The following is a 24,602-nucleotide window of genomic DNA, read 5'->3' on the forward strand; positions in this document are numbered from 1 at the left end:
CTCCCAACTACTTCAATCCCCTGCCCTGCAAATGAACCGCTACAAAGATCTGATTTCCGCCATGGGCTACCCGGTCGCAGCGCGCGCAAGCGGCGCGAGAATCGCGTCTCTGTTCGAGACATTTGATGCCCCGCCCGGCTGGTATGGCTATCCACCCGCACTGATACCACTGCTCAGCGATGGTTCCCTGCCGTCCTATCTTGGCCTCTGGAAGCACTGGTTCATTGCGCGAGAGCCAAGCTTTGCCACGCTCAGCGTCTCGGATGACCATCGCACCGACGAGATTGCGCGAACCGAGGGCCAGCTTTCCGAATGGCTCGTTGCAAAACTGATTGTTGCGGCCGACGAGGTCAGCGATGATGTTCGTGATCTGGCAAACGCCCTTGATGTGAGCGATCTGGCGGCCATCGATCAGGTAACCGTCGAAACCGGTGATGAAGCAAAAGGCTTGGCGAAGCTGCCGGCCTTCGCGACGAACACGCCCTTGGCCTCGGCCGATATCGCCACCTATGACGGCGGCTTCGCGGTCCCGGGTCGAGAGGATGGCGCATATCGTTGCTATTTCGACTATAACCCTGAGGTGATCCAGACGATCCCCGATCACCCTGAGTGGCTTCACCCCCAATCCGACAAGCCCGCGCTTTTCAGACAGTATTTCGATCGTGGCGAGTTCGGCCCGGCATGGCTGACCCTCAATGGGACGGGCTGGCTGTTCACGGAGGCGGCACTGGCATTGGAACAACTGGCAGGCGCGCCGCCGGCTGCTGAAGGGCTTTTCAAGCAGATGGCAGAGATCTGGATCGCACAGGCAAAGGACTATCCGGGGGGTTACTGACGCCGGACAATCGTCCCATGCCGCCGGCCGCGGGTTGGAAACCTCCTTCAGTGCGAATTGCGGATTGGCAGGTGCCAGCGGACGCGACATCATCCAATGCTCCGACGAGGCCATGATGAGCCAGGACCTAGCCAATCAGATCGCCACCGCAGCGCGAACTGCCTTCTCGAGGCTTTTCGAGGAGCATCCAGAGGACTTCTACTACTGCACGCTGATAACCACCGGCGAGGGGCTGCCTCCCGCGCCCTCGGCATGGTCCTGGCAGGCCCTGGATCGAACTTCTGCAGCACAACCGAATCCGGAAAAGGCGAAACCGCTACTGAAATGGTCCTATTCGGAAAGCCCCTACTGGCTTTTCGGCGACGAGGCCTTCGAGCCGGTCAGGCGGCGCTTTGCCGAGCTTGTCGATCCGCACAGCCTGCCGACGGAAGGTGCCTTCGTCGAAGAGATTGACCGGCGCGTCGCGGCAATGGAGAGCGCCATGAAGATGCTGGATGATGAGGGTCTGTTCGGGACCGGCGCGCGCAGGGCCGGCATGGTCGTTCTGGTCGAGATGATGCCTCCAGATGTAAGGAATACCGAACGCGCACTTTGCCTGAACCGCCCCGGACCTGTCCTTGACACGTGGCTGGAAGAAGCGGCCGAGTAATTTGCGCTGCTCGAATGTCCATGCAATCAGGGATTGATGCCCCCTCGTGATCGCCCCATCCGTCGAATAGATAGATTGCACATCGCAGCGGAAATGCCGCGCATCGCACCTGCCCTCGACAACCTTGTGAACGGACTCAATTGATGGTCACCGGCTTTGCCTTCTACGGATTGTCCCCTGTTGACCCTGCGCCCAGCGTTGAAGCTGCATCGGCTCTGGCCTCCACCCTATCGCTCAGGGAAGGCGAAATCAGCCAATATGTCAGGTCCAGCCCCGACGACCAAGGCGAGAGCCTGCACCTTGTCGATGCCGATTGGGACGTTGTCGCGAGTGATCCGAAATCGCCAAACATCCGCTTCAGCGCGGTTTCTTCCGACGGCCAGACCGAGCTGGTAGGCGGGTTCGACGATGGCAGTAATGTCGGTTTCTCGCTGGTCGATCTGAGCGTGAGCCGAGCAGATGCCTTACCGGATCAGGATGTCATCAACGTCTTCCGGATCATCGACGCGGCATTCACGCCCGCCTATGGCTTTGCCTTCACGACAGACCGTCCGGAGCAGGTCATGTCCTATGCGAACATGAATGGGGCAACCCTGTTTGCAGGAAACGAAGACCCATTTTCCTTCACCGACGATCTGTCCGAATGGTCGGGCGGCAAGGATACGTTCAAGCGCAGCCGCCTGCGCATGGTCTATCCCTATAACCTGCTGAACCAGAGCCACCTTGCAATTTCCATCGATGGTCAGCCGCTTGGCGACTGGATTCAGGGCCGTGACGATCGGGGGCGGCTTGTCGAGTGGAGCAGCCGGGCCGCGATCTGGATCGTGCCGGCCGAAGCGCTGGTACAGGTCAATAGACACCTTGGCGAGGCCGGCCTGCTGATTTCCTGGCGACCGAACCGGTCAACCGGGCAGCCCCGCAAACTGCCTTGAGATGCTTCCGGCATGGCCCCCTATGCCGACCAATGCCAACGTCTGGCAGCCCCCCGCTCTCCGCGGTAGTCGTCAAGACACTGGTGGCGCCTGAAAAACAGCACCTGATCGTCTGACCTCCACAGTCCCCTTGCCCTGCCCCGAAACGAAAACAGGCGGGTGATCGCTCACCCGCCTGCCCTTGCTCGCTGATCGGACCGATCAGAAATCCATGCTGACGCCAAGCGTCACCGTGCGACCCGGGGCGTAGACCGGGTAGACCTCGCGACGGGCGAACTGGGCATAGCTCGTGCGCTCGAAATAGGTCTTGTCGAACAGGTTGTCGACGCCAAGCCGGACCACGACATTCTGGTAATCCTCGGGACGCCATTCGGCATAGGCGTTCACCACGCCATAGCCCGGGATCTCGGCAAAGCCGCCCTCGGTGATGTAGCTGTCGTCCAGACGGCCCGCCAGTTCCACCGTGCCGCCGAAGCGCAGGTTGTATTGCGGCAGGTCCTGGTCGACGAACAGCGTGGCGATCTCGCCGATGGGCATGGCATCACCGCCATCGGGCAGGATGTCATCGCCGTCATACTCGACATCGGCCTTGGTCAGGCTGGCACCGGCGCGGCCGCTGCCCCAGCTGTAATTCGCCTGAACCGTGACGCCGCGGCTACGATAGTCGGCCGAGTTGTCGAAGGTCAGCGAATCGTCGCTTTCGCGATAGTAGTCATTGGCGAGGCCCGACAGCGTGGTGTCGAAGAAGGTCACGTTGCCGGTCCAGCTGTCCTGCGTGGCGCTGACGCCCAGCTTGTAGTTGCGCGCAGTCGCCGGCTCATAGCCCTCGGCAATCGTCAGTTCGCTGCCGCGAGCGTGCAGATAGCCGTATTCGCCGATATCATAGCCAAGCCAGGTATGGGACGCCCCGGCAAAGACCTCGTAGCCCGGTGCGAACTCGTAGGAGACGGTGGCATTGGCGCTGGCGCCGCTGTCGGTGCGGCGGTCGCCGTTCCAGTCGGTGAAGCGCTGGTGGTCAAAGCGCAGGCCGGTCGACAGGTCGATGCCGTTGGCAAAGGCGAAACGGCCCTGAACAAAGGTGCCGACCTGCATGGTCTCGATGGTGTGGATCGGCACATCGGTATCGCCGTAATTGTCGATACGATAGTCGCTGTAGTTGAAATCGACCCCGGTCGAGATCGTGCCGACGCCCACGTCGAAGCTGTTCTTCAGCACGCCGCCGACCGATTGCGCCTCCATGTCCATGTCGCCGCCGAAGCCACCCTCGATGAAGTTCGGGCGCCAGTATTCGTTGCGGCTGACATAGATCATCGCCTCGGGACCCCAGGTCGCGGTGGGCGACACTTCGGTATATTTCAGGCTCAGCGTGTTGCGGGTCACCTTCAGCGGGAAGACATCGCGGGTATGGGCCTGATCCATGTTCATCCGGGTGACGCGGTCGGCATCATCCTCGGTCCGCTCATAGGACAGTTCGACCCGGTGGCCCTCGAACTCGTAGCCGGCCTTCAGCAGGCCGCCGAGCGTGGCGGGTTCGGTGCCGGGCATCTCGTAGCCCTCGCCGGTCTCGTAGTTGTCGCCATTGGCGCTGTGGATCATGGCGAACCAGTCAAAGCCCTCGTAAACGCCATAGCCGGCGATGCTGGCCGACAGCCCGCGGCCATTGCTGCCATAGGACAGGCCGACGCGCCCGCCCTGGGTCCGGCCGTCGGTCAACAAATCGCGTGCGCCAAGCGTTTCGTAACGCACGGCACCGGCGCCTGCGGCAAAGCCCGCATCAGCGGCGGCGGCCCCGGCCTCGACCTCGACCCGCTTCAGGAAGGCCGGGTCGATGACGTTCGAGCCGCTGTGATGCCAGTTGTCCTTGAACTGCGGCACACCATCGACCGAGACAGCGAGGCTCGACTGTTCCAGCCCGAAGACATGGATGCGCTTGGCCTGACCACCGCCCCCCGAGACGCTGATCGAGGAGTTGCGCGAGAAGAGTTCCGACATGTCGGCGGGCTGCAGCGTCTCGATATCCTCGGCGGTGACGACGGAACCGCCCGTTGCCTCGACATTCTCCTGACCGTCGGCAACCAGCGTGATCTGGTCGAGAACGATGGTGCCCGGGGTCTGCGAGATCGCGGTTTCCTGCGCGGCCAGCGCCGTTGACAGGGCCATCAGCGAGACGCTCGCCAAGGGTAGGATGCGGGAAAGTGTCATAGCCAATTCCTGTGCCTGATTGAACTTTTCGGCTGGTTAGCGGGCGGCGCGACAGATTCTCAACTATTTTACTTGGTTATTTACTCAAGGCATCCGAGCTCTGCGCCAAAAATGTCACAGTAAAATTGTCGGATATTAGCACTCAATGTCGCGCGGCAGGGTTCGGCCAGTACCTGCAGGCAAATTCCTGCCGGCGATCGGACACAAAGGTCGTTCAACCTGTGCGTGTGTCATATTTCCGAGTTTTTTAGTTGACTATCTCTTCGCCCTTCGGCAGGTTCCGCGCAGGCAGCGGCCCGACCGCGACCCAAGGCCGCATGAGCTGATCCCTCGCGGCCTCTCTCCTCTTCGCGGCCAGCCGCACCCGGACAGCCAATCCCGGCGGCCTGCCGCGTTCAGCCAGTTCCGTTTGAACAATCCGCCCTTTCCGGGCCAAGCCACATGAAAAGCTGACATGATGATTTCGCCAGACTTGGCTGCCTGTCGCGTCGATGCCGCCGATACGGGCGGTCCCTTTGCCTTTCGCGGCCCGCATGGCACGCTGCGCGCCGATGGTCCGACGCGCGCGATCGAAAGCGGCACCGGCGACAGCTTGCCGGCGCGCATAACCCGCGCCTTTGCCGGAGCCGGACCCTCGGCGGTGATCGGCGGGGCCCTGCCCTTTGCGCGTCACCAGACCGATTGCCTCTGGCTCGCCCACAGCTGCCGCCATGACCTGCCGGCCACGGCCAGCCCTGCCGACCGCCCCAGCCCGCAGCGCTGGCGGGCCGATCCCGCCCCGCGCGTCTATGCCGGCAGCGTCGAGCAGGCGCTGCGCATCATGCGCGCCGAGGCGACCCAGCCCGAGGGGCTGCGCAAGATCGTGCTGGCCCGGACGCTGGCCATCGAGGCCAATGGCCCGATCCCGCAGCAGGCGCTGATGGACCGGTTGGCCGATGACCCGGTGGTCACCGCCTTCCGCGTCGCCCTGCCCCAGCCCGACCGGGCGCTGATCGGCGCAACGCCCGAGCTGCTGGTGGAAAAGACCGGCTCGAAAATCTTCTCCTTCCCGCTGGCCGGCTCGGCCCGCCGCAATCCCGACCCGATCAGGGATGCCGATGCCTGCGCGGCACTCGCGCGGTCCGAGAAGGACCGGCGCGAACATGCGATGGTGGTCGAGTTCATCATGGACACGCTGACGCCCTGGTGCAGCCATCTGACCGCGCCCGAAGGCACCGGGCTGACCTCGACCCGCAGCATGTGGCATCTGGGCACGCGCATCGAGGGGCGGCTGAGCGATCCCGATACGCCCTCGGTGCTGCTGGCCGCCGCGCTGCATCCGACGCCCGCCGTCTGCGGCCTGCCCTGCTCGCGCGCTGCCGCACTGATCGGCGAACTCGAGCCGGTTGCGCGGGACTTCTATGCCGGCGCGGTCGGCTGGTGCCGGCCCGATGGCGATGGCGCCTGGTTCGTCGCGATCCGCTGCGCCGATGTCTGCGGTGCTCAAGCGCGGCTTTATGCCGGGGCGGGCATCGTGCCCGGATCGGACCCAGATTCCGAGACCGAGGAGACCGCCAGCAAATTCGCCGCCCTGCTCCGCGCCTTCGGCCTGCCCGCCGATGCCGCCCGTTACCCCACCGACTGACCGAGAGACCCATCATGGCCCTGCCCCGCATCGCCCCCTATGCCCCGCCCCCCGCCCCGCGTGACAGCCGCGCGCCCTGGCGGCCCGACCCCGACCGGATGGCGCTTCTGGTCCATGACATGCAGCAATATTTCTGCGCCCCCTTCACGCCGGGCGCCGAGCCGCTGAACCGCGTCACCGCGAACATCGCGCGGCTGCTGACCGCCGCACGCACCGCCGGCATCCCGGTCTTCTACACCGCGCAGAAGGGCGACCAGTTCCGCCCCGATCGCGGCTTGCAGGCCGATCTCTGGGGGCCGGGCATGCGCGCCCTGCCCGAGCATGAGGCCATCCTGCCCGAGCTTGCGCCAGAGCCGGGCGATCATCTGTTGGTCAAGCACCGCTACAGCGCCTTCCAGCGCTCGAACCTCGAGACGCTGATGCGCGCGCGCGGGCGGGATCAGTTGATGGTGACCGGAATCTATGCCCATATCGGTTGCCTCTGCACCACCGCCGAGGCCTTCCAGCGCGATATCCAGCCCTTTGCCATCAGCGATGCGCAGGCCGATTTCGACCTTGCCCGACACGCGATGGCGATGGACTGGGTGGCGGGGGCCTGCGGCGTGGTGATGGAGACCGACGCCGCGCTCGCCGCCATCCGCGCCGAGGCTCTGACATGCGCCTGACGGGTTTCGAGGATCGCGCCGCCTTTGTCACCGGCGCTGCGGGCGGGATCGGCGTGGCGCTGGTCCGGCTGCTGCGCGCCTCCGGGGCCAAGGTCTTTGCCACTGACCGGGCCGATGCGCTGGCCGTGCAATCCCTGCCCACCGATTGCGGGATCATGTGGCATCCGCTGGATGTCCGCGACGGCGCGGCGGTGGATGCGGCGCTGGCCGCAGCGGTGCGGGTCTTCGGCCCCGTCACCCATGGCGTCCATGCGGCGGGGGTGCTGTCGACGCAACCCCTGCTCGCCTCCACGGATGAGGACTGGCAGCGGGTCATCGACATCAATGCCGGCGGCACCTTCCGCGTCACCCGCGCGCTGGGGCGGCACATGGCCGCCGAGGGCAAGGGCGCGATCGTGGTGATCGGCTCGAATGCCGGGGGCGTGCCGCGGCAGAACATGGGCAGTTACGCGGCCTCAAAGGCGGCGGCGGCGATGCTGGTACGCTGTCTGGGGCTGGAACTGGCGCCTCTCGGCGTGCGCTGCAACATCGTCGCGCCGGGCTCGACGCTGACGCCGATGCAGACCGGCATGTGGGCCGATGATCAGGGTGCGGCGCGGGTGATCGCGGGCGATCTGGCCAGCTTCAAGACCGGCATCCCCCTCGGAAAGATCGCCACGCCCGAGGATATCGCCCAGGCCGCGCTGTTCCTGCTGTCGGATCAGGCCGGACATGTCACCATGGCCGACCTTTATGTCGATGGCGGCGCGACGCTGCGCGCCTGAGGCTCAGTTGGTGCGCGCCGCGATCAGCGCCCACCAGCCATCCAGCGTCGGATCGCGGGCGAGATCGTCAAACCCGACAATCACGCCCCGCTCCTCCAGCGCCAGCACCAGCCGCATGACGGCAATCGAATCGAGCCCGTAGAGCACCAGCGACTCGGCGGGATCGATGGGCTCGTCCTCGCCGATCAGGTCGGTGATCTGGCGAGTCAGCCAGTCGCGGCTCAGCGGGTCTGTGGCGATCGTGGTCATCATCTCTCCTTCAGGCATCGGCGTGCTCCATCCTCGCGCGCAACAGCTTCTTGTCGGGCTTGCCCACCGCCGTCAGCGGCAGCTCGTCGATCAGGCGGAACCGGTCGGGCAGCTTGTAATCCGCGATGCCCAGAGCCATCAGGTGACGGCGCAGCTCGATGCCGCGAACCGGGTTGCGGGCGACAATGAAGGCGCAGCTTTTTTCGCCCAAGGCGGCATCGGGCATGGCAACCAGCGCGGCGGCCAGCACCTCGGGAGGGCGCATCAGCAGATGCTCCACCTCTTCCGCCGCGATCTTCTCGCCGCCCCGGTTGATCTGATCCTTGACCCGGCCAACCACGCGCAGATTGCCACCGGCACCGCGCTGCACCAGATCGCCGCTGTAATAGAAGCCATCGGCATCGAAGGCGAGGGCGTTCTGTTCGGGGGCGCGATAATAGCCCCGGAAGGTATAGGGGCCGCGCGTGGCGAGTTGCCCTGCCTCGCCTTCGGCCACCGGCTGGCCGTCCTCACCCACGATCTTCACCTCGTCATCGGCGCTGATCGGGCGGCCCTGCGTGGTGAAGATCACCTCGTCCGGGTCATCCAGCCTTGTGTAATTGACCAGCCCCTCGGCCATGCCGAAGACCTGCTGCAACCGGCACCCCAGACGCGCCGGCACCTGCCGCGCCATCGCCTCGGGGAAGCTCGCCCCGCCAACCAGCAGGTGATCCAGCGGCGCCGGCGCGCCGCGCATCTCGGCCGCCTGCAGCCACAGCCCGACCGCCGAGGGCACCAGCGCCGCCATGGTCACCCCGTGTCGGGCGATCAGGTCAAAGCAGAGGCGCGGATCGGGGCTGGCGGCCATGACCACCGTGCCGCCGGCATGAAAAACGCCAAGCGCGCCCGGCGAACTCAGCAGGAAATTATGTGGCGCGGGCAGCGCGCAGAGAAACCGCGTCGCCTCGCTCACCTGGCAGATGCGGGCGCTTTCGCGGATGCTGTAATCGTAGTCGTCATGGGTGCGCGGGATCAGCTTCGGCGTGCCGGTGCTGCCACCCGACAGCTGGAAGAAGGCAACCTCGTCCGCCGGCGTTGGCCCGGCATCGGCGGGAAGGAGGGCGTCGCCCTGCAGCCAGTCGCCCAGGTCATGATCGCCGGCTGCGGCATTCAGCATCAGCACCAGCGGAAAACCGGCGCTAATGGCGTCGTCGGTGAAGACCGGATGCGCGCGGTCGGCCACCAGAAGGCGCGGGGCGATCTGGGCGGCATAGGCGGAAAGCTCGGACTGCTTGTGGCTGTAAAGCGCATTCACCGGGGCCACGCCGATCTTCAAGAGCGCAACGAAGACCATGTAGAACTCTGCTACGTTCGGCAGCTGCACCAGCGCCGTGTCGCCGCGCCGAAGCCCCTGCCCCGCCAGCCGCGCCGCCAGCGCGGTCGCCGCCCGGTCCAGCGCCGCATAGGTGATGTGACGCTCGCCACAGATCAGGGCGATGGCGTCGGGGCGGCGAGAAGCCTGCGTCTCGACGCCGGCGGAAAGCGGACGCCCGATCCAATGGCCACGGGCGCGATACTGACGGGCCAGATCCTCGGGCCAGCGGGTGAAATCGATCATCTGTTCCAAACCAAAAGGGCCGCGCGCGGGAACGGGCGGGCAGGTCGCGAGGCTGGCTGGACGGCGGGATGACGCGTCTTGCTGCGGTGATCCGCCACCCGCGCGACGCGGACAGTTGACCGTGGCGGATACATAAGTATTTCTGTCGGAAATTGTCAACCAACCCGCCCCACCCGGAAAAGAGGCCCGCCATGACCGATCCGCGACCCGCCAGCGACTGGCATGAGCTGACCCTCGGGCAGTTCGATTTCTGGGAGGAGTTTCGCGCCCACCCGGAAACCGTGGTCTCGACCGTCGCCCATGCCACAAGGATCGAAGGAAATGTCGATGGCGCGGCGCTGGCGCAGGCGATCAGTATGACCACAGCCGAGGCCGATGTGCTGGCGCTGGAATTCGAGCAGGCCGCCGGCGCCCCGCCGCGCCAGCGGGTCAATCCGGCGCTGGCCCCGGCGCTGCGGCAGCTGGACCTGCGCGGCCATGCCGATCCCGAGGCCGAGGCGCAGGCCCGGATGCAGGCCGACATTGCGAAGCCGCTGGACCTTCTCAACGCGCCGCTGGCCGCGCAATGGCTGATCCGCACCGGCGACCGCACCTGGATCTGGTATTGCCGCGGCCATCACATCTTTCTGGACGGATATGCCATGGCGCTGATCGAGCGGCGGGTAGCCCATCATTACGCGGCCCTGACCGGCGCTGGCGACTCTGGCCAGCCCTTCGCCCGCTTCACCGATTTCCTGCGCGAAGAGAGTGATTTTCGCTGCGGCCCGCGCAACGCAACTGCCGGTCAGTTCTGGTCTGACTATCTCTCCACCGGCCCGGATCTGCCGGTTTTACGCAAGGGATCTGAGAATTACCCCGGCGAGCCGCGCAGCGCCGAACTGCCGCTTGGCGATCTGTCGGATGCGCTGCGCGACAGCGCCAGCCGGCTTGGACTTGGCTGGCCCGACCTCCTGATCCTGCTGAGCGGGCTCTGGCTCTGGTCCAGACCCGCCAGCGACGGCGACCGGGTAGAGGCCGACCGGGTCATCTGGCTGCCCTTCATGAACCGGCTTGGCAGCATCAGCGCCGGGCTACCGGCGATGGTCGTCAATATCCTGCCCTTCCGCATCACCACCCGGCTCGACACCCCGCTGGAGCTGGCGCTGAGCGACCTTGCGGCAGACCTGCGGCGGATCAGGCGGCATGGCCGCTATCGCATCGAGCAGATCACGGCGGATCGCGGCATTGGCGCCGGCCACCGCTTCTTCTTCTCGCCGCTGGTGAATGTCATGCCCTTCGACCCGCCGGTCTTTCCCGGCTGCGAGGCGCAGCGCGAGGTTCTGGCCGCCGGGCCGGGCGATGGCTTCAACGCAACCTTTGCCGCCAATGGCCGGGGCGACGGGCTGATGCTTTACCTCGACGCCGATCCGGCACTGACCTCGGAAGCGCTGTTCCGGCAGCATTGCGACGGGCTGCCGGGCTTTCTTCGCCGTGCCCTGACGGCTAGCAGCGACACCCGGCTAGCCGACCTGCTGGAGCCGGCGCTGACCTGACGCCCCGCCTCAGGCCGCGACGACCGACCAGTCCATTCCCGAAAACTCTTCGCGGAAGGCAAAGCGCTGCAGGTGACTGTCGATCACCTCCTGCAGGCTGGCGACGGCCTCGCCGCTGTCGCCAGACAGCACCACCGTCAACGCCTGATCGTCGGACTGCATCTGCGCGAGGCCCATGCCGAAGGTCACCTGACCGGCATCGCCCTCGACCTCGGCCGGCACCTTGTGACCGAAATGCTTGCACAGCTGGACCATGTATTTCTGCGCGTTCGGGGTGGAAAACCGCCCCGTAGACCTGAACTGCCCTTGCATTTTCCTATTTCCCGAGTTTTTTACACAACATTAGCCAATTGGCAGCGCGACCCCGCCTTGTCAACAAAGCCACAACCGAAATTTGACATGGAGACCGCACCGATGAAGGCTTTTTTCTGTGCGCTCGCGCTGGTCCTGCCGACCGCGCTGCAGGCTGAAACCGTTCCCGTCGCCACCGCCGCCGGCGAGGTGCAGGCCCCCCTGACCCCGGCCAAGACCGTGGCGCTGGACATGGCCGCCATCGATACGCTGGACGCTTTGGACGTCGCCATCATCGGCCGCCCCGACATCGCCCCGCCCGCCTATCTGTCCGAGACGCTGGCTAGCGTTCCGACCGTCGGCACCCTGTTCGAACCCGATTTCGAGGCGCTGGCGGCGCTGGCCCCCGACCTGATCGTCGCAGGCGGCCGCTCGCAGGCGCAGGTCCAGCCGCTGTCACAGATCGCGCCGACGCTGGACATGACCATCGGCGGCGCCGACCTGCTGAACGAGACCACGGCGCGGATCGATGCCTATGCCGCGATCTATGACCGCACGGACGCCGGAACCGCGCTGAAGGCCGAACTGGATGCCGACCTCGCCGCCGCCCGCGACGCCATTACCGGCAAGGGCAAGGCGATGATCATCCTGACCAATGGCGGCAAGATCTCGGCCTATGGCGCGAACTCGCGCTTTGGCTGGCTGCACAGCGCGCTGGATCTGCCCGAGGCCTATCCGGGTCTGGTGGTCGAGAATCACGGCGAAGCCGTGTCCTTCGAATTCGTGGCCGAGGCCAATCCCGACTGGCTGCTGGTCATCGACCGCGGTGCCGCCGTGGGTCAAGGCGGCGAGGCTGCGGCCGCGACGCTGGACAACCCGCTGATCGCCGGCACCACCGCTGGCAAGACCGGCCAGATCGTCTATCTCGACGGCTCGGCCATGTATCTCGCCGGGGGCGGCTTCCATTCGGTGACAGGCACGCTGGAACAGCTGACCGCGGCCTTCGGGGGCGCTGGCAGCTGAGATGGTCCGCCTCGCCAGCGCGGTCGGGCTTCTGGGCCTGATCGCGGCAAGCCTGATGATCGGCGCGGCTGACCTGAAGTCGGGGTCGGTCGATGCCGACCTGCTGGTCTGGGTCAGCCGCATCCCGCGCACGGCCGCCGCGCTTCTGGCCGGCGCGGGCCTCGCGCTGGCCGGGTCGGTTGTACAGCTCGCGGTGCAGAACCGGCTGGTCGAACCCGGCCTGACCGGCACGCCCGAGGCCGCCATGGCCGGGCTGCTGGCGATCACCCTGATCGCGCCGGGCGCGCCGCTGATGCTGAAGATGCTGGCCGCCAGTCTCGCCTCGATGGCCGGAACCGCCGGTTTCCTGATCCTCGCCCGCCATGTGCCGCGGCAGGACCCGATGCTTCTGCCGCTGGTCGGTCTCATTTATGCGGGCATCTTGGGCGCCGGCGTCACCTGGGTCGCCTGGACCACCGACCTGATGCAATATCTGGGCGTCTGGCAGGCGGGCGAATTCTCCGGCGTGCTGCGCGGCCGCTATGAACTCCTGTGGCTGATCGCGGCGCTGGCCGGGCTGCTTTACCTGCTGGCCGACCGCATCACCATCCTGGGACTGGGCGAAGACCGCGCCCGCAGCCTTGGGCTGAACGCAAGGCAGACCATGCTGGCGGGGCTTGCCATCGTCGCCGCAACCGTCGCCGCCGTGGTCGTCACCGTCGGTACCCTGCCCTTCGTCGGGCTGGTGGTGCCGAACATCATCTCGCGCTGGCGGGGCGACAACCTGCGCCGTAACCTGCCGCTTATCGCGGTTTCGGGCGGTGCGGTGGTGCTGGCCGCCGATGTCGTTGGCCGGGTCATCCGCTGGCCCTACGAGATCCCGGCCGGCACGGTCTTCGCCGTGATCGGGGCCGGCCTGTTCCTGTGGCTGCTTTATGCCGCACCGCGACCGGCGGGGCAGAATGGCTGATCGTCGGCTGCTTTTCCTGGGGCTCGGCCTTTTGGTCGCGGCGACCCTCTATCTCCTCTGGGGGCTGCGCAGCCCCTATGGCTTCATCCTGTCGCTCAGGGCCACGAAGCTGGCCGCGCTGGTCGTCGTTGGCGCGGCCATCGGTGCCGCCACGGTGATGTTCCAGACCGTCGCCGCCAACCGCCTGCTGACCCCTGGCATCGTCGGTTTCGACGCGATGTTCGTGCTGATCCAGACGCTGCTGGTGCTGCTCCTCGGCGGGATCGGCTATGCCGCCCTGCCGCAGATCCCGAAATTCGCCATCGAGACGCTGGCGCTGGCCGGTGCCGCCACGCTGCTCTTTAGCGCCATCCTGCGGCAAGGGGCGGGCGACATGACCCGGCTGGTGCTGACCGGCGTCATCTTCGGCATCCTCATGCGCGGGCTTGCGACCTTCCTGCAGCGCATCCTCGATCCGTCCGAGTTTGCCATTGTCCAAAGCGCCAGCGTCGCCAGCTTCACTGCCATCGACCCGGTGCAACTGGCCTTCGCCGCCCCGCTTCTGGCTGCCGCCCTGATCGCCGGCCACCGGCTGGCCCCGGCGCTGGACGTGGCCGGATTGGGGCGCGACCGCGCCCGTGCGCTGGGGGTAGATCATGACCGGCTGGTCTTGAAGGTGCTGGCCCTGATCGCCGGCCTTGTGGCGGTGGCGACCGCGCTGGCCGGGCCAATGACCTTTCTCGGGCTACTGGCGGCCAGCCTTGCCGCCAGCCTTCTGAACACGCATCGCCATCGCCTGCTGCTGCCCGGTGCCGCGATGCTGGGCGCACTGATCCTGGTCGCCGGGCAATTCCTGTTCGAGCGCCTCTTGGGCCTGCAATCCACCCTGTCCGTGATCGTCGAATTCCTCGGCGGCATGGTCTTCCTGATGCTCGTCTTGAGACGGAGGGCGGCATGATCCGCATCGAAAACCTTGACCTGAGCCTCGACGGCGCCCCGATCCTGCAGGGCATAGACACCGAGATCCCGGCAAGCGGGTTGACGGCGGTGATCGGCCCGAACGGCGCCGGCAAGTCCAGCCTGCTGCACTGCCTCGCCGGTCTCGTCCGGCCCACGCAGGGCCGCGTCCTCATCGACGGCATCGACATCCCGGCGGCGAAACCCGCCGAGCGCGCCCGCCGCGTCGCCCTCTTGAGCCAGGGCAGCCCGGCCCTGCCGCGCCTGACCGTCGGTGAACTGGTCGGCTTCGGCCGCTGGCCGCATCACCAGGGCCGACCCTCGCCCGAAGATCACCGCCTCGTTCAGGCCTCGATCGACAGCTTCGACCTTGCTCCGCTGGCCCATCGCCGTCTGGAAACCCTGTCCGGTGGCCAGCGCCAGCGCGCCTTCGTCGCCATGGCCCATGCCCAGACCACGCCCTGGATGCTGCTCGATGAACCGCTGGCGGCGCTCGACCCGCGCTATGCCCGCGACATCATGGACCGGCTCTGCACGCTGTCGCGCCCGGGTCCCGAGGCCCGCAGCATCGTCGTCGTCCTGCACGACCTCGCCATGGCCGTCCGCTGCGCCGATTGGGTGGTCAGCCTCAAGGGCGGGAGGCTGGTGCAATCCGCCCCCCGTGCCGAGGCCCTGACCAGCCGCAACCTGAGCGATCTCTTCGAAGCCGAGATCCTGGTCGACGAGGTTCAGGGGCGCCCCGTCGCGGTACTCGCCTGAACGCGGCTCAGGCTGGCACCAATCGACTCGCACCCATCGGCCCGCTCCCCCAACGACAGCAACTTTCATGAATGCCTGGCAGGATCGGAAGAGGTCGCCCGCCCCGGGCTGACCCGACTTGCTTCGGCCGGACAAGATCACGCGCGGACAGTGCCACGGAAGCCGAGCGTGCAAACTGATCTACCTCCTGCCCGCCTGATTGCGCACCCATGGCCGACAGGGCAGCCGGTGATCAGCACCTCCGTCGCGTCTATTCGATGACCAGGTCGGCATGAAGCGCACCGGCGGCATGGATCGATTTCAGAATGTCGATCATGTCGCGCGGACGAACACCCAACGCGTTCAACCCGGCGATCACCTCGGTCAGGGACGAGTCACCGCTGACTTCGGCAAAGCCGATGCCGGGCTCGTCTCGCAACTCGGCCGAGCTGCGCGGCACCACCACGGTCTCGCCGGCGGCAAAGGGATTGGGTTGCACCGCCTCGGGCGCCTCCTGCACCCGCAAGGTCAGATTGCCCTGCGACACGGCCACGCGCGAGATGCGCACCCGGTCGCCCATGACAATGGTTCCCGATTTGTGGTCGATCACCACCCGGGCGCGATTGTCGGGCCGAACCTCAAGATTTTCGATCTGGCCCAGCACATGCGCGGGGTTGACCCTGCCGAGGGCACGAAAATCGACCTGCACCGTGCCGGAATCGAGCGTGGTCGCGACCTCTCTGCGCAGGGCGCGGTTGATCACCGCCTCTACCTGGCCCGCGGTGGTGAAATCCGGGGTCCGGAGTGCGATGCGAATATTCTGGATCGTGGCGAGTTCGAAGGCAACCTCGCGTTCGACTCTCGCCCCGACGGGGATCGCCCCGGCAGTCGGCACGCCCTCGACCACCCGTGCGGCTTCGCCCTGCGCCGAGGCACCCCCGGCGATCACCGAGCCCTGCGCCACCGCGTAGACATTGCCATCCGCGGCCTTCAGCGGCGTCAGCACCAGCGTTCCGCCCAGCAGGCTTTTCGCATCGCCAATGGCCGCCACGTTCACGTCGATCCGGCTGCCCGACCGCGCAAAGGGGGGAAGTTCGGCGGTCACGACCACGGCCGCAACGTTCTTCGAGCGCAACTCCTTGTCGCCGACGTTCACCCCCAGGCGTTCCAGCAGCCCCGCCAGGATATCCTCGGTATAGGGCGCATTGCGCAGGCTATCGCCGGTGCCATCGAGGCCGACGATCAGGCCATAGCCCACGAGATCGTTGCCCCTGACACCGTCGAACTCGGCCAGATCCTTGATCCGGACCGGCGCCGCGACGGCACTCGCGCAGAGCATCGACCAGATCACGATCAGTCGCAGCAGGACACTCACCGCAGGTAATCCACAAGCTTGAGGCGCGATAACCGCGCCGTCAGTGTGTAGAGTGTCTCGAGCTGGGTCTCCACCTCATGCAGGGCGGTCGAGGTTTCGAACGGATCCGCCGTCACCAGGCCCGCGCGGCCGACCTGGACCACGGACAGGGCATTGGCGTTTTCGCTGCCGAAGCGCGCGGTCAGCGCCTCCAGCAAGCCAACCCGTCCCATCTCGTCTACGAGCCCGGCCTCATTCGTGACCAGGGCCTCACTGCTGCGCTGTATGAGCGCCAGCCGCTCCGCGCCGGGCGTCGCGAGGGCGGCTGAATCCGCGACGGCCGCCAGGGCAAGCGATGCCAGCAGATCGCGAATGACCGGCGTTGCCGCGCTGGTGGCAAAGGCGATGCTACGATCTTCGGAAATCTGTACCTGACGGGGTCGGTCAATCGTCCCGCGATAGGCGAAGTCGAGAAAGCCGCCGGCACCGGGCGCTGCATCAAACCAGTCGGAAATGACCGTCGCAACGGCATCCGCAGTGGTCAATCCGCTAGTCAGCAGCCGCAGTTCTGCAAGAATCGGCTCGGGTTCGATCAGCGGCGGCGTATCGGAATTCTGGCCGGCGAAGAGATGCAACCCGGCAACCTCCGTATTCAGCCGCCCGACGGCCGAGATGAAATGCCCGCGCGCCTCGGCCGCGCGCAAGGGTATGAAACCCGAGCTATCTGCCGGCGTGACCGAGAGCAGCGAGCCGCGCAAGGTCGCCGCGTCGGCGCGCAGCGCGGAGAGGACGTCCTGGGCGGCCGAGGCGATTGCACCGGCCTCGGCGCCCGCCTGCTGGTACTGTGTCAGCAGGGTGATCTGGCTTTCGTAATGGTTGAGCAGGACCGTATTGCCCGATAGCCGCCCGGCGCGATCGGCGGTGATACCGCTTGACATCTCGCCGGTCAGGACCTGCAACCTTTCGCGCAGGCGGGTGGTCTCACTTCGTAAAATCAGGGCACGCGACTGATCGCCGACGGAATGAATGGTCATGTTACACCTTCAAGATCGCGTTCATCATGTCGTCTATCGCCTGAATGACCCGGGCATTGGCGGCATAGGCCTGTTCGTATTGCAGAAGACGCTGCATTTCGCCGTCCGTATCCACGCCCTCGGCCATCAACCGTTCACTCAGGTTCGCAGCCCGGACGCCCTGACGGGTCGCCTCGGCCTCGGCCGAGAGGCGACGGCTGGCCACCCGCGCTTCGAGATCGGCGGCAAGCCCGGACGCATCATGGCGTCCTGTAAACGGACCGGGCGCGGCGACAGCCTGGACGGAGTTCAGCGCTTGGGCGAGCCGGACGATCAGGTCGCCATCACCGACCGGGCCGGGCACGCCCGCCTGCAACCCGCTGCGCAGACGCCAAAGCGCACCGCCGGAGTCGGGCAGAACTGCCAGATTGATCTTGATCGTGCCTGCCAGGCCCAGTGCAGGGGGTGGAGCTGCCGCCAAACCATCATCGGTGAAGAGTCCCGGCTGGCCCGAGGCCAGCGAGGGATCGACCGCGGGATCGGAAAAGCGCCGATAGAGATCATGCGCCAGTGCATCCAGTTCCATCTGGACCTGCGGCGCATGGCTGTCGCGAATCGCGAAAGCGGCCCCCAGTGATCCGCCGGTAAACAGCCTGAGCGTTTCACCCGATAACTCGTCGCCATTGAAAATCAGCCCGCTGACACCACCACTTCCGACCTGCATTCCCGGCGTCAGCACACCGACCGGGGCAAAAGACAGCCGCGCCGGTTCTAGCCCGTCCAGCAGTACAGCGCCCTCGGCGGTGAACAGCGCGATCCGGTCGAAGTCGCGCGGAATGGAGCGCATCGGCACGATCTCGGCAATTCGGTCGACAACCGCCTGGCGTTCGTCATGGAGCGCCGAGATATCCTGTCCGCCGGAACTGAACGACGCGATCTGCCGGTTCAGGTCGGCCACTTGTTCCAGCGCGGTCTGCAGGGTCATCACCTGACGGCCGATGCTGATGTCGGCCTGGGTGCGGGCGTCCTGAACCGTGCTCGACGCCGCATTCAATCGATCCGCGAGGCTGGCGGCGGTCTCGACCACATTGGCTAGACGCAGGTCCTCGTCGGGTCGGACCGAGGCGGCGATCAGCGCCGATTCAAACTGGGTGAGCGCCGTGCTGATCGCGCCGGCATCGCCGGGCAGGCCCACGGCATCCTCGACCTGGTTGAAGAAGGCTGCCAGCGTGTCACCTTCACTGCGCGCGGCGAGGGCAATCCGGGTCTCGGACAGCAGCGCATCGTTGACCATGCGCCGGACACCATCGATGCGAACCCCGCCAGAGCCGGCATCCAGCACCTGCGTCGAGAGCGCAACCTCGCGCCGCGCATAGCCGGGGGTCATGACATTGGCGACGTTGGCGGCGATGGTTTCGGTCCCGCGCGCCGTCGCCGCCAGTCCCGACAGGGCGTTTGACAGGGCTCTTGCGATGCTCATGGCTCTGCGTTTCCTCCTGGGTCAGCTTGGCAGCGCGCTGTGGTCAGATCAGCGTTTGATACTCGTGGTTTCCTGCAACATCTCGTCGACGGTCTGGATGACCTTGGCATTCGAGGAATAGGCGCGCTGGGTCTGGATCAGGTCGGTCAGCTCTGCGGCGACATCGGTGTTCGAGGTTTCCATCGCATAGCCCTTGATCGATCCGGTCGGGCCATCACCCGCATCCCAGAGGAAGAACGAGCCGGAGGTCGGCGAAACCATGTAGGTCTGGGAATCGAGCGAGATCAGGCCGTTCTGGTTGGGGACATCGACCAGCGGAACCTGGCAGAGCGTCTTGATGAAGCCGGTGTCATAGGTCGCGCGCATGAAGCCGTTCTCGTCGATCTCGACCGAGGTCAGGTTACCGACGGGCGAGCCATCCTTGGTGATGTTGGTCGGCGCGAAGCTGGTCGAAAGCTGTTTCAGGCGGGTGATCTCGCCCGGAATGCCGATCTCCAGATCGATCGATCCCCCCGCGACGTTCAACATGATCTCGCCGGTCGCCGGGTTGAACGGGTCGCCCGACAGGGTGGTCACCGAGGCGATGTTGCCGCCGGAGCCCTGGCTGTCGTCGAAGATGATCTGATAGGTCCCGAGAAGATTGGTGGCCGGGTTCGAGGCCGAATCCCGCACCTCGACCGTCCATGTGTTCGTCCGGCCGGCGACGGCTGTGGCATCGGGGATGAAGGTCAGGTTCAACGACTCGGAAGCGCCCAGGTTGTCGAAATACTCGACCTGCAGCGTCAGCGGCGCGCCGCTGGCCCCCACCGCTGTTTCCTGTGCGGGAAGGTTCACCCCCAGGGAGACCGCGGTTGTCGGGTCGCCGGACCCCTGGTTCGTCTCGATCCGCACCGGCTCCAGCCCGCCGGCAGTATCACGGGTCACCACCGGGATCGTGCCGTCCGGCCGTGCCGGCCAGCCCATCAGCACCAAACCGGAATCGGTGCGCATGATGCCATCGGCATCCGCGCGGAACGAGCCCGTGCGGCACATCAGCATCGGGAGATCGGAAAAGCCGTTGTCCAGATCCACCGCCGAGGTGACCGGCAGCATCCCGCGGCCGGCGATGGCGATATCCATGGCATTGGTGGTGGTGACCAGCGCACCGTTCTGGTCGATGATCCGGCGGGAATTGGCATGGACGCCCCCGGCGGAATAGAGGCCGGAACTGCGGCTCTGGTTCAGCACCATCGACTCGAAGTCGGTTTCGACCCGCTTGTAGCCATAGGTGCCCGAATTGGCGATATTGTCAGAGATGGTCGCGAGCTTGGTCGAGTGTGCGGCCAGACCGGACACGCCGGCATTGAGGGCGGAGGACATCGACATGTTGACTGTTCCTTGCTTTCGCTGCTGGCCCAAGATTTGCGCAAAGGCTTTAAGATTCACCTAAGTTCGCCAAATCCCCTGCTTCTATCTGAGTAAAATCACCTCGATCCGGTTGTTCTCGGGTGCCATGGGGTTGATGTCGCGGTTGCGACGGTCGGCATAACCGGTGACCCGCTGGATCCGCTGATCGCCGAGACCGGCGCGCTGCAGCAGATCGCGCACCGCCTCGGCCCGTCCAGCAGACAGCGCCCAGACCGGCGAGGTGATCAGCGCCTCGGGATAGGAGCGGACATGGCCCGCGACCGCGATCTGGTTGCGCAAGCCGTTGACCGCCCCCGCGATCACGCTGGCCAGATCGCGCAGAATTGGCTGCGGCTGGTCGCTGTCCTCGATGAACAGCGGCTCGCCTGTCAGGTCGGTCAGTTCTATGACCAACCCCTCGTCGGTCATCCGCGTGACGACATGTTTCAGAAGGTTCTTCATCTGCATCGATTCCGCCCCCAGCCCGTTCAGCTGGTTCTGCACCTGCCGTGCCACGGAATCGAAGGACGAGGCCTTGGGTGTGCTCGCCAGCTCAACCTCGACGGCGAGTTTCACCCCGATATCCGAGCCGTCACCAGAAGCGCCGGGAACGCGGGCAAGGCTGGCGTTGAAATAGTCGGCCAGCCCGTCCCGCTGCTGCTCGGTGGTGGCGTTCAGGAGCCACATGAGCAGGAAGAAGGCCATCATCGCGGTGACGAAATCGGCATAGGCGACTTTCCATGCGCCGCCATGATGAGCTTCGGCGCCACCGCCGGCCATCTGGCGAACGATGATCTTCGCCTTTTCCTTCTTGTCCTGCCCGGCCATCCCGCACCCGATCACTAAGATACAGGGTAAAGCCTTGGCACAAATGCGGTTCAGAACAAGTTAACGGCTCAAATGCGCGGGATTATCGGTCCTCAGTCATAGCTGCGACGGTCCTCGATGACCTTGCCGTCATTGGGCAGACTGCCCGGCGGCACGATCTCGACCCGGCCCTTCAGCTTCAGCGTATCCGACACAGAACCGGCGAAATCCTCGGCGGCACCGCCGGCTGCTTCCACCTGCACGGTCATCACATCCATCTCGCCATCGCGCTCGGCGATGACCCGGGCCCGGGCGATCTCGGGGTGGCGGGCCACCAGTGCGGCCACCTGTTCGGGGCGCACGAACATGCCCTTGATCTTGGTGGTCTGGTCGGCACGACCCATCCAGCCCTTGATGCGCATGTTGGTGCGGCCGCAGGGAGAGATGCCGGGCAGCACCGCCGACAGATCGCCGGTGGCGAAGCGGATCAGCGGGTAATCCGGGTTCAGCGTCGTCACCACGACCTCGCCCACCTCGCCCTCGGGCACCGGGTCGCCGGTGCCGGGGCGGACGATCTCGACGATCACGCCCTCGTCCACCACCATCCCGTCCATCGCATCGGTCTCGTAGGCGATGCTGCCCAGATCGGCGGTGGCATAGCTTTGCAACGTGGCGATGCCGCGATCGGCATAGAAGCTGCGCAGCGACGGAAACAGCGCCCCGCCGCCGACGACGGCGCGCGTGATGGCTAGCCGCTCGCCCATTTGGTCGGCCTTTTCGAGGATCACCTTGAGGAAATCCGGCGTGCCGGCATAGACCGAGGTGCCGATATCGACGGCGGCGCGGACTTGCTGTTCGGTCTGGCCGGTGCCGGCGGGCAGCACGGCGGCATCGACCGCGCGGGCGGCGCTGTCGAACATCATGCCGGCGGGGGTCAGGTGATAGCCAAAGCAGTTCTGCACGATATCGCCGCGTCCGACGCCGGCGGCATGCAGGAAGCGACCGAGCCGCCACCAATCGCCCTCGCGCCGGCCCGGTTCATAGATCGGTCCGGGGCTCTGGAAGATGTGGTCGAACTCGGCGGCGACGCGGGTGGTGAAGCCGCCGAAGGGCGGGGTCTTCGACTGCGCCGCCGACAGTTCGGACTTGCGGATCACTGGCAACCGCGCCAGCGCGGCGCGGTCCGTGACCTGATCGGGCTCGACCTCGCGCAACAGCCGCGCCAGCGCCGGCGCCGTGCGGGCGCGCGAAAGCGCCGCCGGCAGCGCCTCGGCCAGCGCCTCTTCCCGCTCCGCAGGGTCGCGGATTTCCAGATCGTCGTAATAGCCGGCCATGGGCAATCCTGTAGGCTGAAGGGAAAGGATGGGGCGGATCAGGCCAGCCAGCGCTTGCGGCGGCGATAGCTGCGCACGTCGCGGAACGACTTGCGGCCCTCATCGGACATGCCGAGATAGAATTCCTTGACGTCCGGGTTCTCGCGCAGCGCCGCCGCCGGCCCGTCCATCACAACCCGCCCGCTTTCGAGGATATAGCCGTAATGGGCAAAGCGCAGGGCGACGTTGGTGTTCTGCTCGGCCAGAAGGAAGGTCACGCCCTCGCCCTCGTTCACCGCCTTGACGATCTCGAAGATCTGCTCGACCAGCTGCGGTGCAAGACCCATCGAGGGCTCGTCCAGAAGAATGGTCTCAGGCCGGCTCATCAGCGCGCGGCCCATGGCCACCATCTGTTGCTCCCCCCCGGAAGTATAGCCGGCCTGAGATCGCCGCCTTTCCCGAAGACGGGGAAAGTAGTCATAGACCATCTCGAGGTCCTTCTTCACCGCCGCCGCCCCATCGCTGCGGGTATAGGCGCCGGTCAGCAGGTTTTCCTCGACAGTCAGGTGTTCGAAGCAGTGGCGGCCCTCCATCACCTGGATGACGCCCTTCTTCACCAGCGCGGCGGGGTTCAGATCGGCGACCCGCTCGCCGCGATAGGTGATGCTGCCCTTGGTGACGGCCCCGCGTTCCGAGGCCAGAAGGTTCGAGATCGCCTTCAGCGTGGTGGTCTTGCCGGCGCCATTGCCGCCCAGCAGCGCGGTGATGCCGCCCTTCGGGACCGACAGGCTGACGCCCTTCAGGACGAGGATGACGTGATTATAGATCACCTCGATATTGTTGACTTCCAGCAGCGTCTCGCTGTTTTCGGTGTCGAACATGGCGGCCTCCGTCAGAGGGTGGTCCGGTGGCGGCGCGCTGCCACCACCGGAAGGGTCGTGCCGATCAGGATGCGCAGTCGCGCGGCGTGATCGCGGCTTCCTTGGCATAGGCTTCGCTGTCCTCGAGGATCAGCGGGTCCAGGACCTCGGCATCGGGTTCGGTGAACTCGGTGATCAGGCTCCAGGTCTTGCCTTCGGCATCCCATTGCTGGATCCGCGCCATGCCGTTGCCGCCATGATTGTCGCAGGTGATGGTGAAGGCCGGGCCGAAGTCCGGCAGGCCCAGCTCCTCCAGCCGCGCATCCGAGATTTCCAGCGCCTCGAACCCGTCACGCAGCTGCACCGCAGTGATGGCCGAGGTGCCGTGGATTTCCTGCGCCTTGCGGATCGCCTCGGAGATCACGACGGCCGCATACATGCCGCGCGAATACAGCACCGAGCCGACATGCTCGCCGCCCTGGCTGGCCTTGCCCGGGTCGATCACATGAGTCTTCAGGTCGTCATAGATCGGATAATCCATGCCGACACCGTGGAAGGTCAGCGCCTTGTAGCCATTGGCCCCCGCGCCCACCGGCGTCACGTCGATTTCGGACCCCGACCAGTAGACGCCAACGAAATTCTCCATCGGGAAGCGGATATTGGCGGCTTCCTGAATGGCGGCCTGGTTCATCACGCCCCAGCCCCACATGATGACGTAATCGGGCTTGTCACGGCGGATCTGCAGCCACTGGCTTTTCTGCTCCTGCCCCGGCGGCTCGATCGGCAGCTCGGTCAGGGTGAAGCCATGTTTCGCGGACAGTTCCTGCAGGGTGCGGATCGGCTCCTTGCCGAAGGCCGAGTTGTGATAGACCAGCGCGATCTTCTTGCCCTCGAGGCTGCCATTGTTCAGGTCGAGGAAATGCTTGACCGCAACCGAGGCGGCATCCCAATAGTTCGTCGGCGCGTTGAACACCCATTCGAACACCTTGCCGTTCTTGGCCGAGGTGCGGCCATAGCCGGGGGTGTAGAGCGGAATCTTGTCGACGCCGACCTTTGGGATCAACTGATAGGTGATACCGGTCGAGAGCGGGTTATAGACCAGCGCGCCCGAGCCCTTGGTCGACTCGTAGCATTCGACGCCTTTCTCGGTGTTATAGGCGGTCTCGCATTCCGGCACCTGAACCTTCTCGCCGCCGATGCCGCCGTCACGCTCGTTCAGGAGGGTGAAGTAATCATTGAAGCCGTCGGCATATTGGGTGCCGTTCGCACCATAGGGACCGGTGCGATAGCTGAGGTTCGGCACCACCAGATCGGCCAGAGCCGGGGCTGCGGCCATCAGGCCGGCCGCGACCAGAGCGGCGAATTTCAGGGTCTTCATCCGAGGTTTCCTCCCATTTGGATGT

23 protein-coding genes are annotated in these 24,602 nt (G+C 65.8%); 11 read left to right on the forward strand and 12 right to left on the reverse strand.

The features are described from left to right. Positions 1–31 precede the first annotated feature (31 nt). The 3 genes from CX676_RS10955 (at position 32) to CX676_RS10965 (ending at position 2,416) form a co-directional block, all read left to right on the forward strand. Positions 32–835, forward strand: a complete 804-nt coding sequence (locus CX676_RS10955; RefSeq protein WP_101752648.1) for a hypothetical protein — start codon at positions 32–34, stop codon at positions 833–835. Positions 836–950: 115 nt separating this feature from the next. Next, positions 951–1,484: a DUF4303 domain-containing protein gene (locus tag CX676_RS10960; RefSeq protein ID WP_198590179.1), complete on the forward strand. Its 534-nt coding sequence runs from the start codon at positions 951–953 to the stop codon at positions 1,482–1,484. A gap of 143 nt (positions 1,485–1,627) precedes the next feature. After that, complete coding sequence (locus CX676_RS10965; RefSeq protein ID WP_101752649.1) at positions 1,628–2,416, forward strand: hypothetical protein; 789 nt, start codon at positions 1,628–1,630, stop codon at positions 2,414–2,416. A gap of 201 nt (positions 2,417–2,617) precedes the next feature. On the opposite strand, the gene CX676_RS10970 is transcribed toward CX676_RS10965, so the two are convergent. Further along, positions 2,618–4,618, reverse strand: coding sequence for a TonB-dependent receptor domain-containing protein (locus CX676_RS10970; protein ID WP_101752650.1), 2,001 nt, complete (start codon positions 4,616–4,618; stop codon positions 2,618–2,620). A gap of 454 nt (positions 4,619–5,072) precedes the next feature. Between CX676_RS10970 and CX676_RS10975 the strand changes: the two genes are divergently transcribed. The 3 genes from CX676_RS10975 to CX676_RS10985 are packed head-to-tail and all read left to right on the forward strand — an operon-like array spanning position 5,073 to position 7,671. After that, positions 5,073–6,242, forward strand: coding sequence for an isochorismate synthase (locus tag CX676_RS10975; protein ID WP_101752651.1), 1,170 nt, complete (start codon positions 5,073–5,075; stop codon positions 6,240–6,242). A gap of 14 nt (positions 6,243–6,256) precedes the next feature. After that, a complete protein-coding gene (locus CX676_RS10980; RefSeq protein ID WP_101752652.1) occupies positions 6,257–6,907 on the forward strand; it encodes an isochorismatase family protein in 651 nt (216 codons plus the stop codon). Next, entirely contained in the window at positions 6,898–7,671 is a 774-nt protein-coding gene (locus CX676_RS10985; protein WP_101752653.1) for an SDR family oxidoreductase, read from the forward strand. The genes CX676_RS10980 and CX676_RS10985 overlap by 10 nt, the downstream gene beginning before the upstream one ends. A gap of 3 nt (positions 7,672–7,674) precedes the next feature. Here the strand turns inward: CX676_RS10985 and CX676_RS10990 are convergent, their stop codons facing one another. Beyond that, the gene (locus CX676_RS10990; protein WP_101754274.1) at positions 7,675–7,920 is read right to left on the reverse strand and encodes a phosphopantetheine-binding protein; all 246 of its coding nucleotides are present in this window, start codon (positions 7,918–7,920) and stop codon (positions 7,675–7,677) included. 10 nt (positions 7,921–7,930) lie between these two features. Beyond that, positions 7,931–9,517 (reverse strand): (2,3-dihydroxybenzoyl)adenylate synthase, encoded by a 1,587-nt coding sequence (locus tag CX676_RS10995; protein WP_101754273.1) that lies wholly within the window; start codon positions 9,515–9,517, stop codon positions 7,931–7,933. 191 nt (positions 9,518–9,708) lie between these two features. Here CX676_RS10995 and CX676_RS11000 point away from each other — a divergent pair, with 191 nt between their 5' ends. Beyond that, positions 9,709–11,049, forward strand: coding sequence for a condensation domain-containing protein (locus CX676_RS11000; protein WP_101752654.1), 1,341 nt, complete (start codon positions 9,709–9,711; stop codon positions 11,047–11,049). A 9-nt stretch (positions 11,050–11,058) separates the two neighbouring features. On the opposite strand, the gene CX676_RS11005 is transcribed toward CX676_RS11000, so the two are convergent. Further along, on the reverse strand, positions 11,059–11,304 hold the full coding sequence (locus tag CX676_RS11005) for a DUF2218 domain-containing protein (protein ID WP_157935901.1): 246 nt from the start codon (positions 11,302–11,304) through the stop codon (positions 11,059–11,061). A gap of 159 nt (positions 11,305–11,463) precedes the next feature. On the opposite strand from CX676_RS11005, the gene CX676_RS11010 reads away from it, so the two are divergent. The 4 genes from CX676_RS11010 to CX676_RS11025 are packed head-to-tail and all read left to right on the forward strand — an operon-like array spanning position 11,464 to position 15,007. Beyond that, positions 11,464–12,363, forward strand: coding sequence for a siderophore ABC transporter substrate-binding protein (locus CX676_RS11010; RefSeq protein WP_101754275.1), 900 nt, complete (start codon positions 11,464–11,466; stop codon positions 12,361–12,363). Position 12,364: 1 nt separating this feature from the next. Beyond that, positions 12,365–13,312, forward strand: coding sequence for an iron chelate uptake ABC transporter family permease subunit (locus CX676_RS11015; protein ID WP_101752656.1), 948 nt, complete (start codon positions 12,365–12,367; stop codon positions 13,310–13,312). Beyond that, complete coding sequence (locus CX676_RS11020) at positions 13,305–14,249, forward strand: iron chelate uptake ABC transporter family permease subunit (protein WP_101752657.1); 945 nt, start codon at positions 13,305–13,307, stop codon at positions 14,247–14,249. The genes CX676_RS11015 and CX676_RS11020 overlap by 8 nt, the downstream gene beginning before the upstream one ends. Further along, positions 14,246–15,007 carry an ATP-binding cassette domain-containing protein gene (locus CX676_RS11025; protein ID WP_101752658.1) on the forward strand — a complete coding sequence of 254 codons (762 nt, stop codon included), beginning with the start codon at positions 14,246–14,248 and terminating at the stop codon, positions 15,005–15,007. Before CX676_RS11020 ends, CX676_RS11025 begins: the two co-directional genes overlap by 4 nt. Positions 15,008–15,257: 250 nt before the next feature. Here the strand turns inward: CX676_RS11025 and CX676_RS11030 are convergent, their stop codons facing one another. The 8 genes from CX676_RS11030 to CX676_RS11065 all read right to left on the reverse strand — a co-directional run bounded on the left by CX676_RS11030 (position 15,258) and on the right by CX676_RS11065 (position 24,577). After that, positions 15,258–16,325 carry a flagellar basal body P-ring protein FlgI gene (locus CX676_RS11030; RefSeq protein ID WP_232816651.1) on the reverse strand — a complete coding sequence of 356 codons (1,068 nt, stop codon included), beginning with the start codon at positions 16,323–16,325 and terminating at the stop codon, positions 15,258–15,260. A 32-nt stretch (positions 16,326–16,357) separates the two neighbouring features. Continuing rightward, complete coding sequence (locus CX676_RS11035) at positions 16,358–17,374, reverse strand: hypothetical protein (protein ID WP_101752660.1); 1,017 nt, start codon at positions 17,372–17,374, stop codon at positions 16,358–16,360. 1 nt (position 17,375) lies between these two features. Beyond that, complete coding sequence (gene flgK / locus CX676_RS11040; protein WP_101752661.1) at positions 17,376–18,833, reverse strand: flagellar hook-associated protein FlgK; 1,458 nt, start codon at positions 18,831–18,833, stop codon at positions 17,376–17,378. Positions 18,834–18,881: 48 nt separating this feature from the next. After that, the gene (locus CX676_RS11045; RefSeq protein ID WP_101752662.1) at positions 18,882–20,198 is read right to left on the reverse strand and encodes a flagellar hook protein FlgE; all 1,317 of its coding nucleotides are present in this window, start codon (positions 20,196–20,198) and stop codon (positions 18,882–18,884) included. Between the two features lie 84 nt (positions 20,199–20,282). Next, complete coding sequence (locus tag CX676_RS11050) at positions 20,283–21,047, reverse strand: flagellar motor protein MotB (protein ID WP_101752663.1); 765 nt, start codon at positions 21,045–21,047, stop codon at positions 20,283–20,285. 92 nt (positions 21,048–21,139) lie between these two features. Further along, entirely contained in the window at positions 21,140–22,360 is a 1,221-nt protein-coding gene (locus CX676_RS11055; RefSeq protein ID WP_101752664.1) for a phenylacetate--CoA ligase family protein, read from the reverse strand. A 38-nt stretch (positions 22,361–22,398) separates the two neighbouring features. Continuing rightward, positions 22,399–23,220: an ABC transporter ATP-binding protein gene (locus CX676_RS11060; protein ID WP_101752665.1), complete on the reverse strand. Its 822-nt coding sequence runs from the start codon at positions 23,218–23,220 to the stop codon at positions 22,399–22,401. A gap of 64 nt (positions 23,221–23,284) precedes the next feature. Continuing rightward, entirely contained in the window at positions 23,285–24,577 is a 1,293-nt protein-coding gene (locus tag CX676_RS11065; protein ID WP_101752666.1) for an ABC transporter substrate-binding protein, read from the reverse strand. Positions 24,578–24,602 lie beyond the last annotated feature (25 nt).

Source organism: Paracoccus zhejiangensis, assembly GCF_002847445.1.
GTDB lineage: Bacteria > Pseudomonadota > Alphaproteobacteria > Rhodobacterales > Rhodobacteraceae > Paracoccus > Paracoccus zhejiangensis.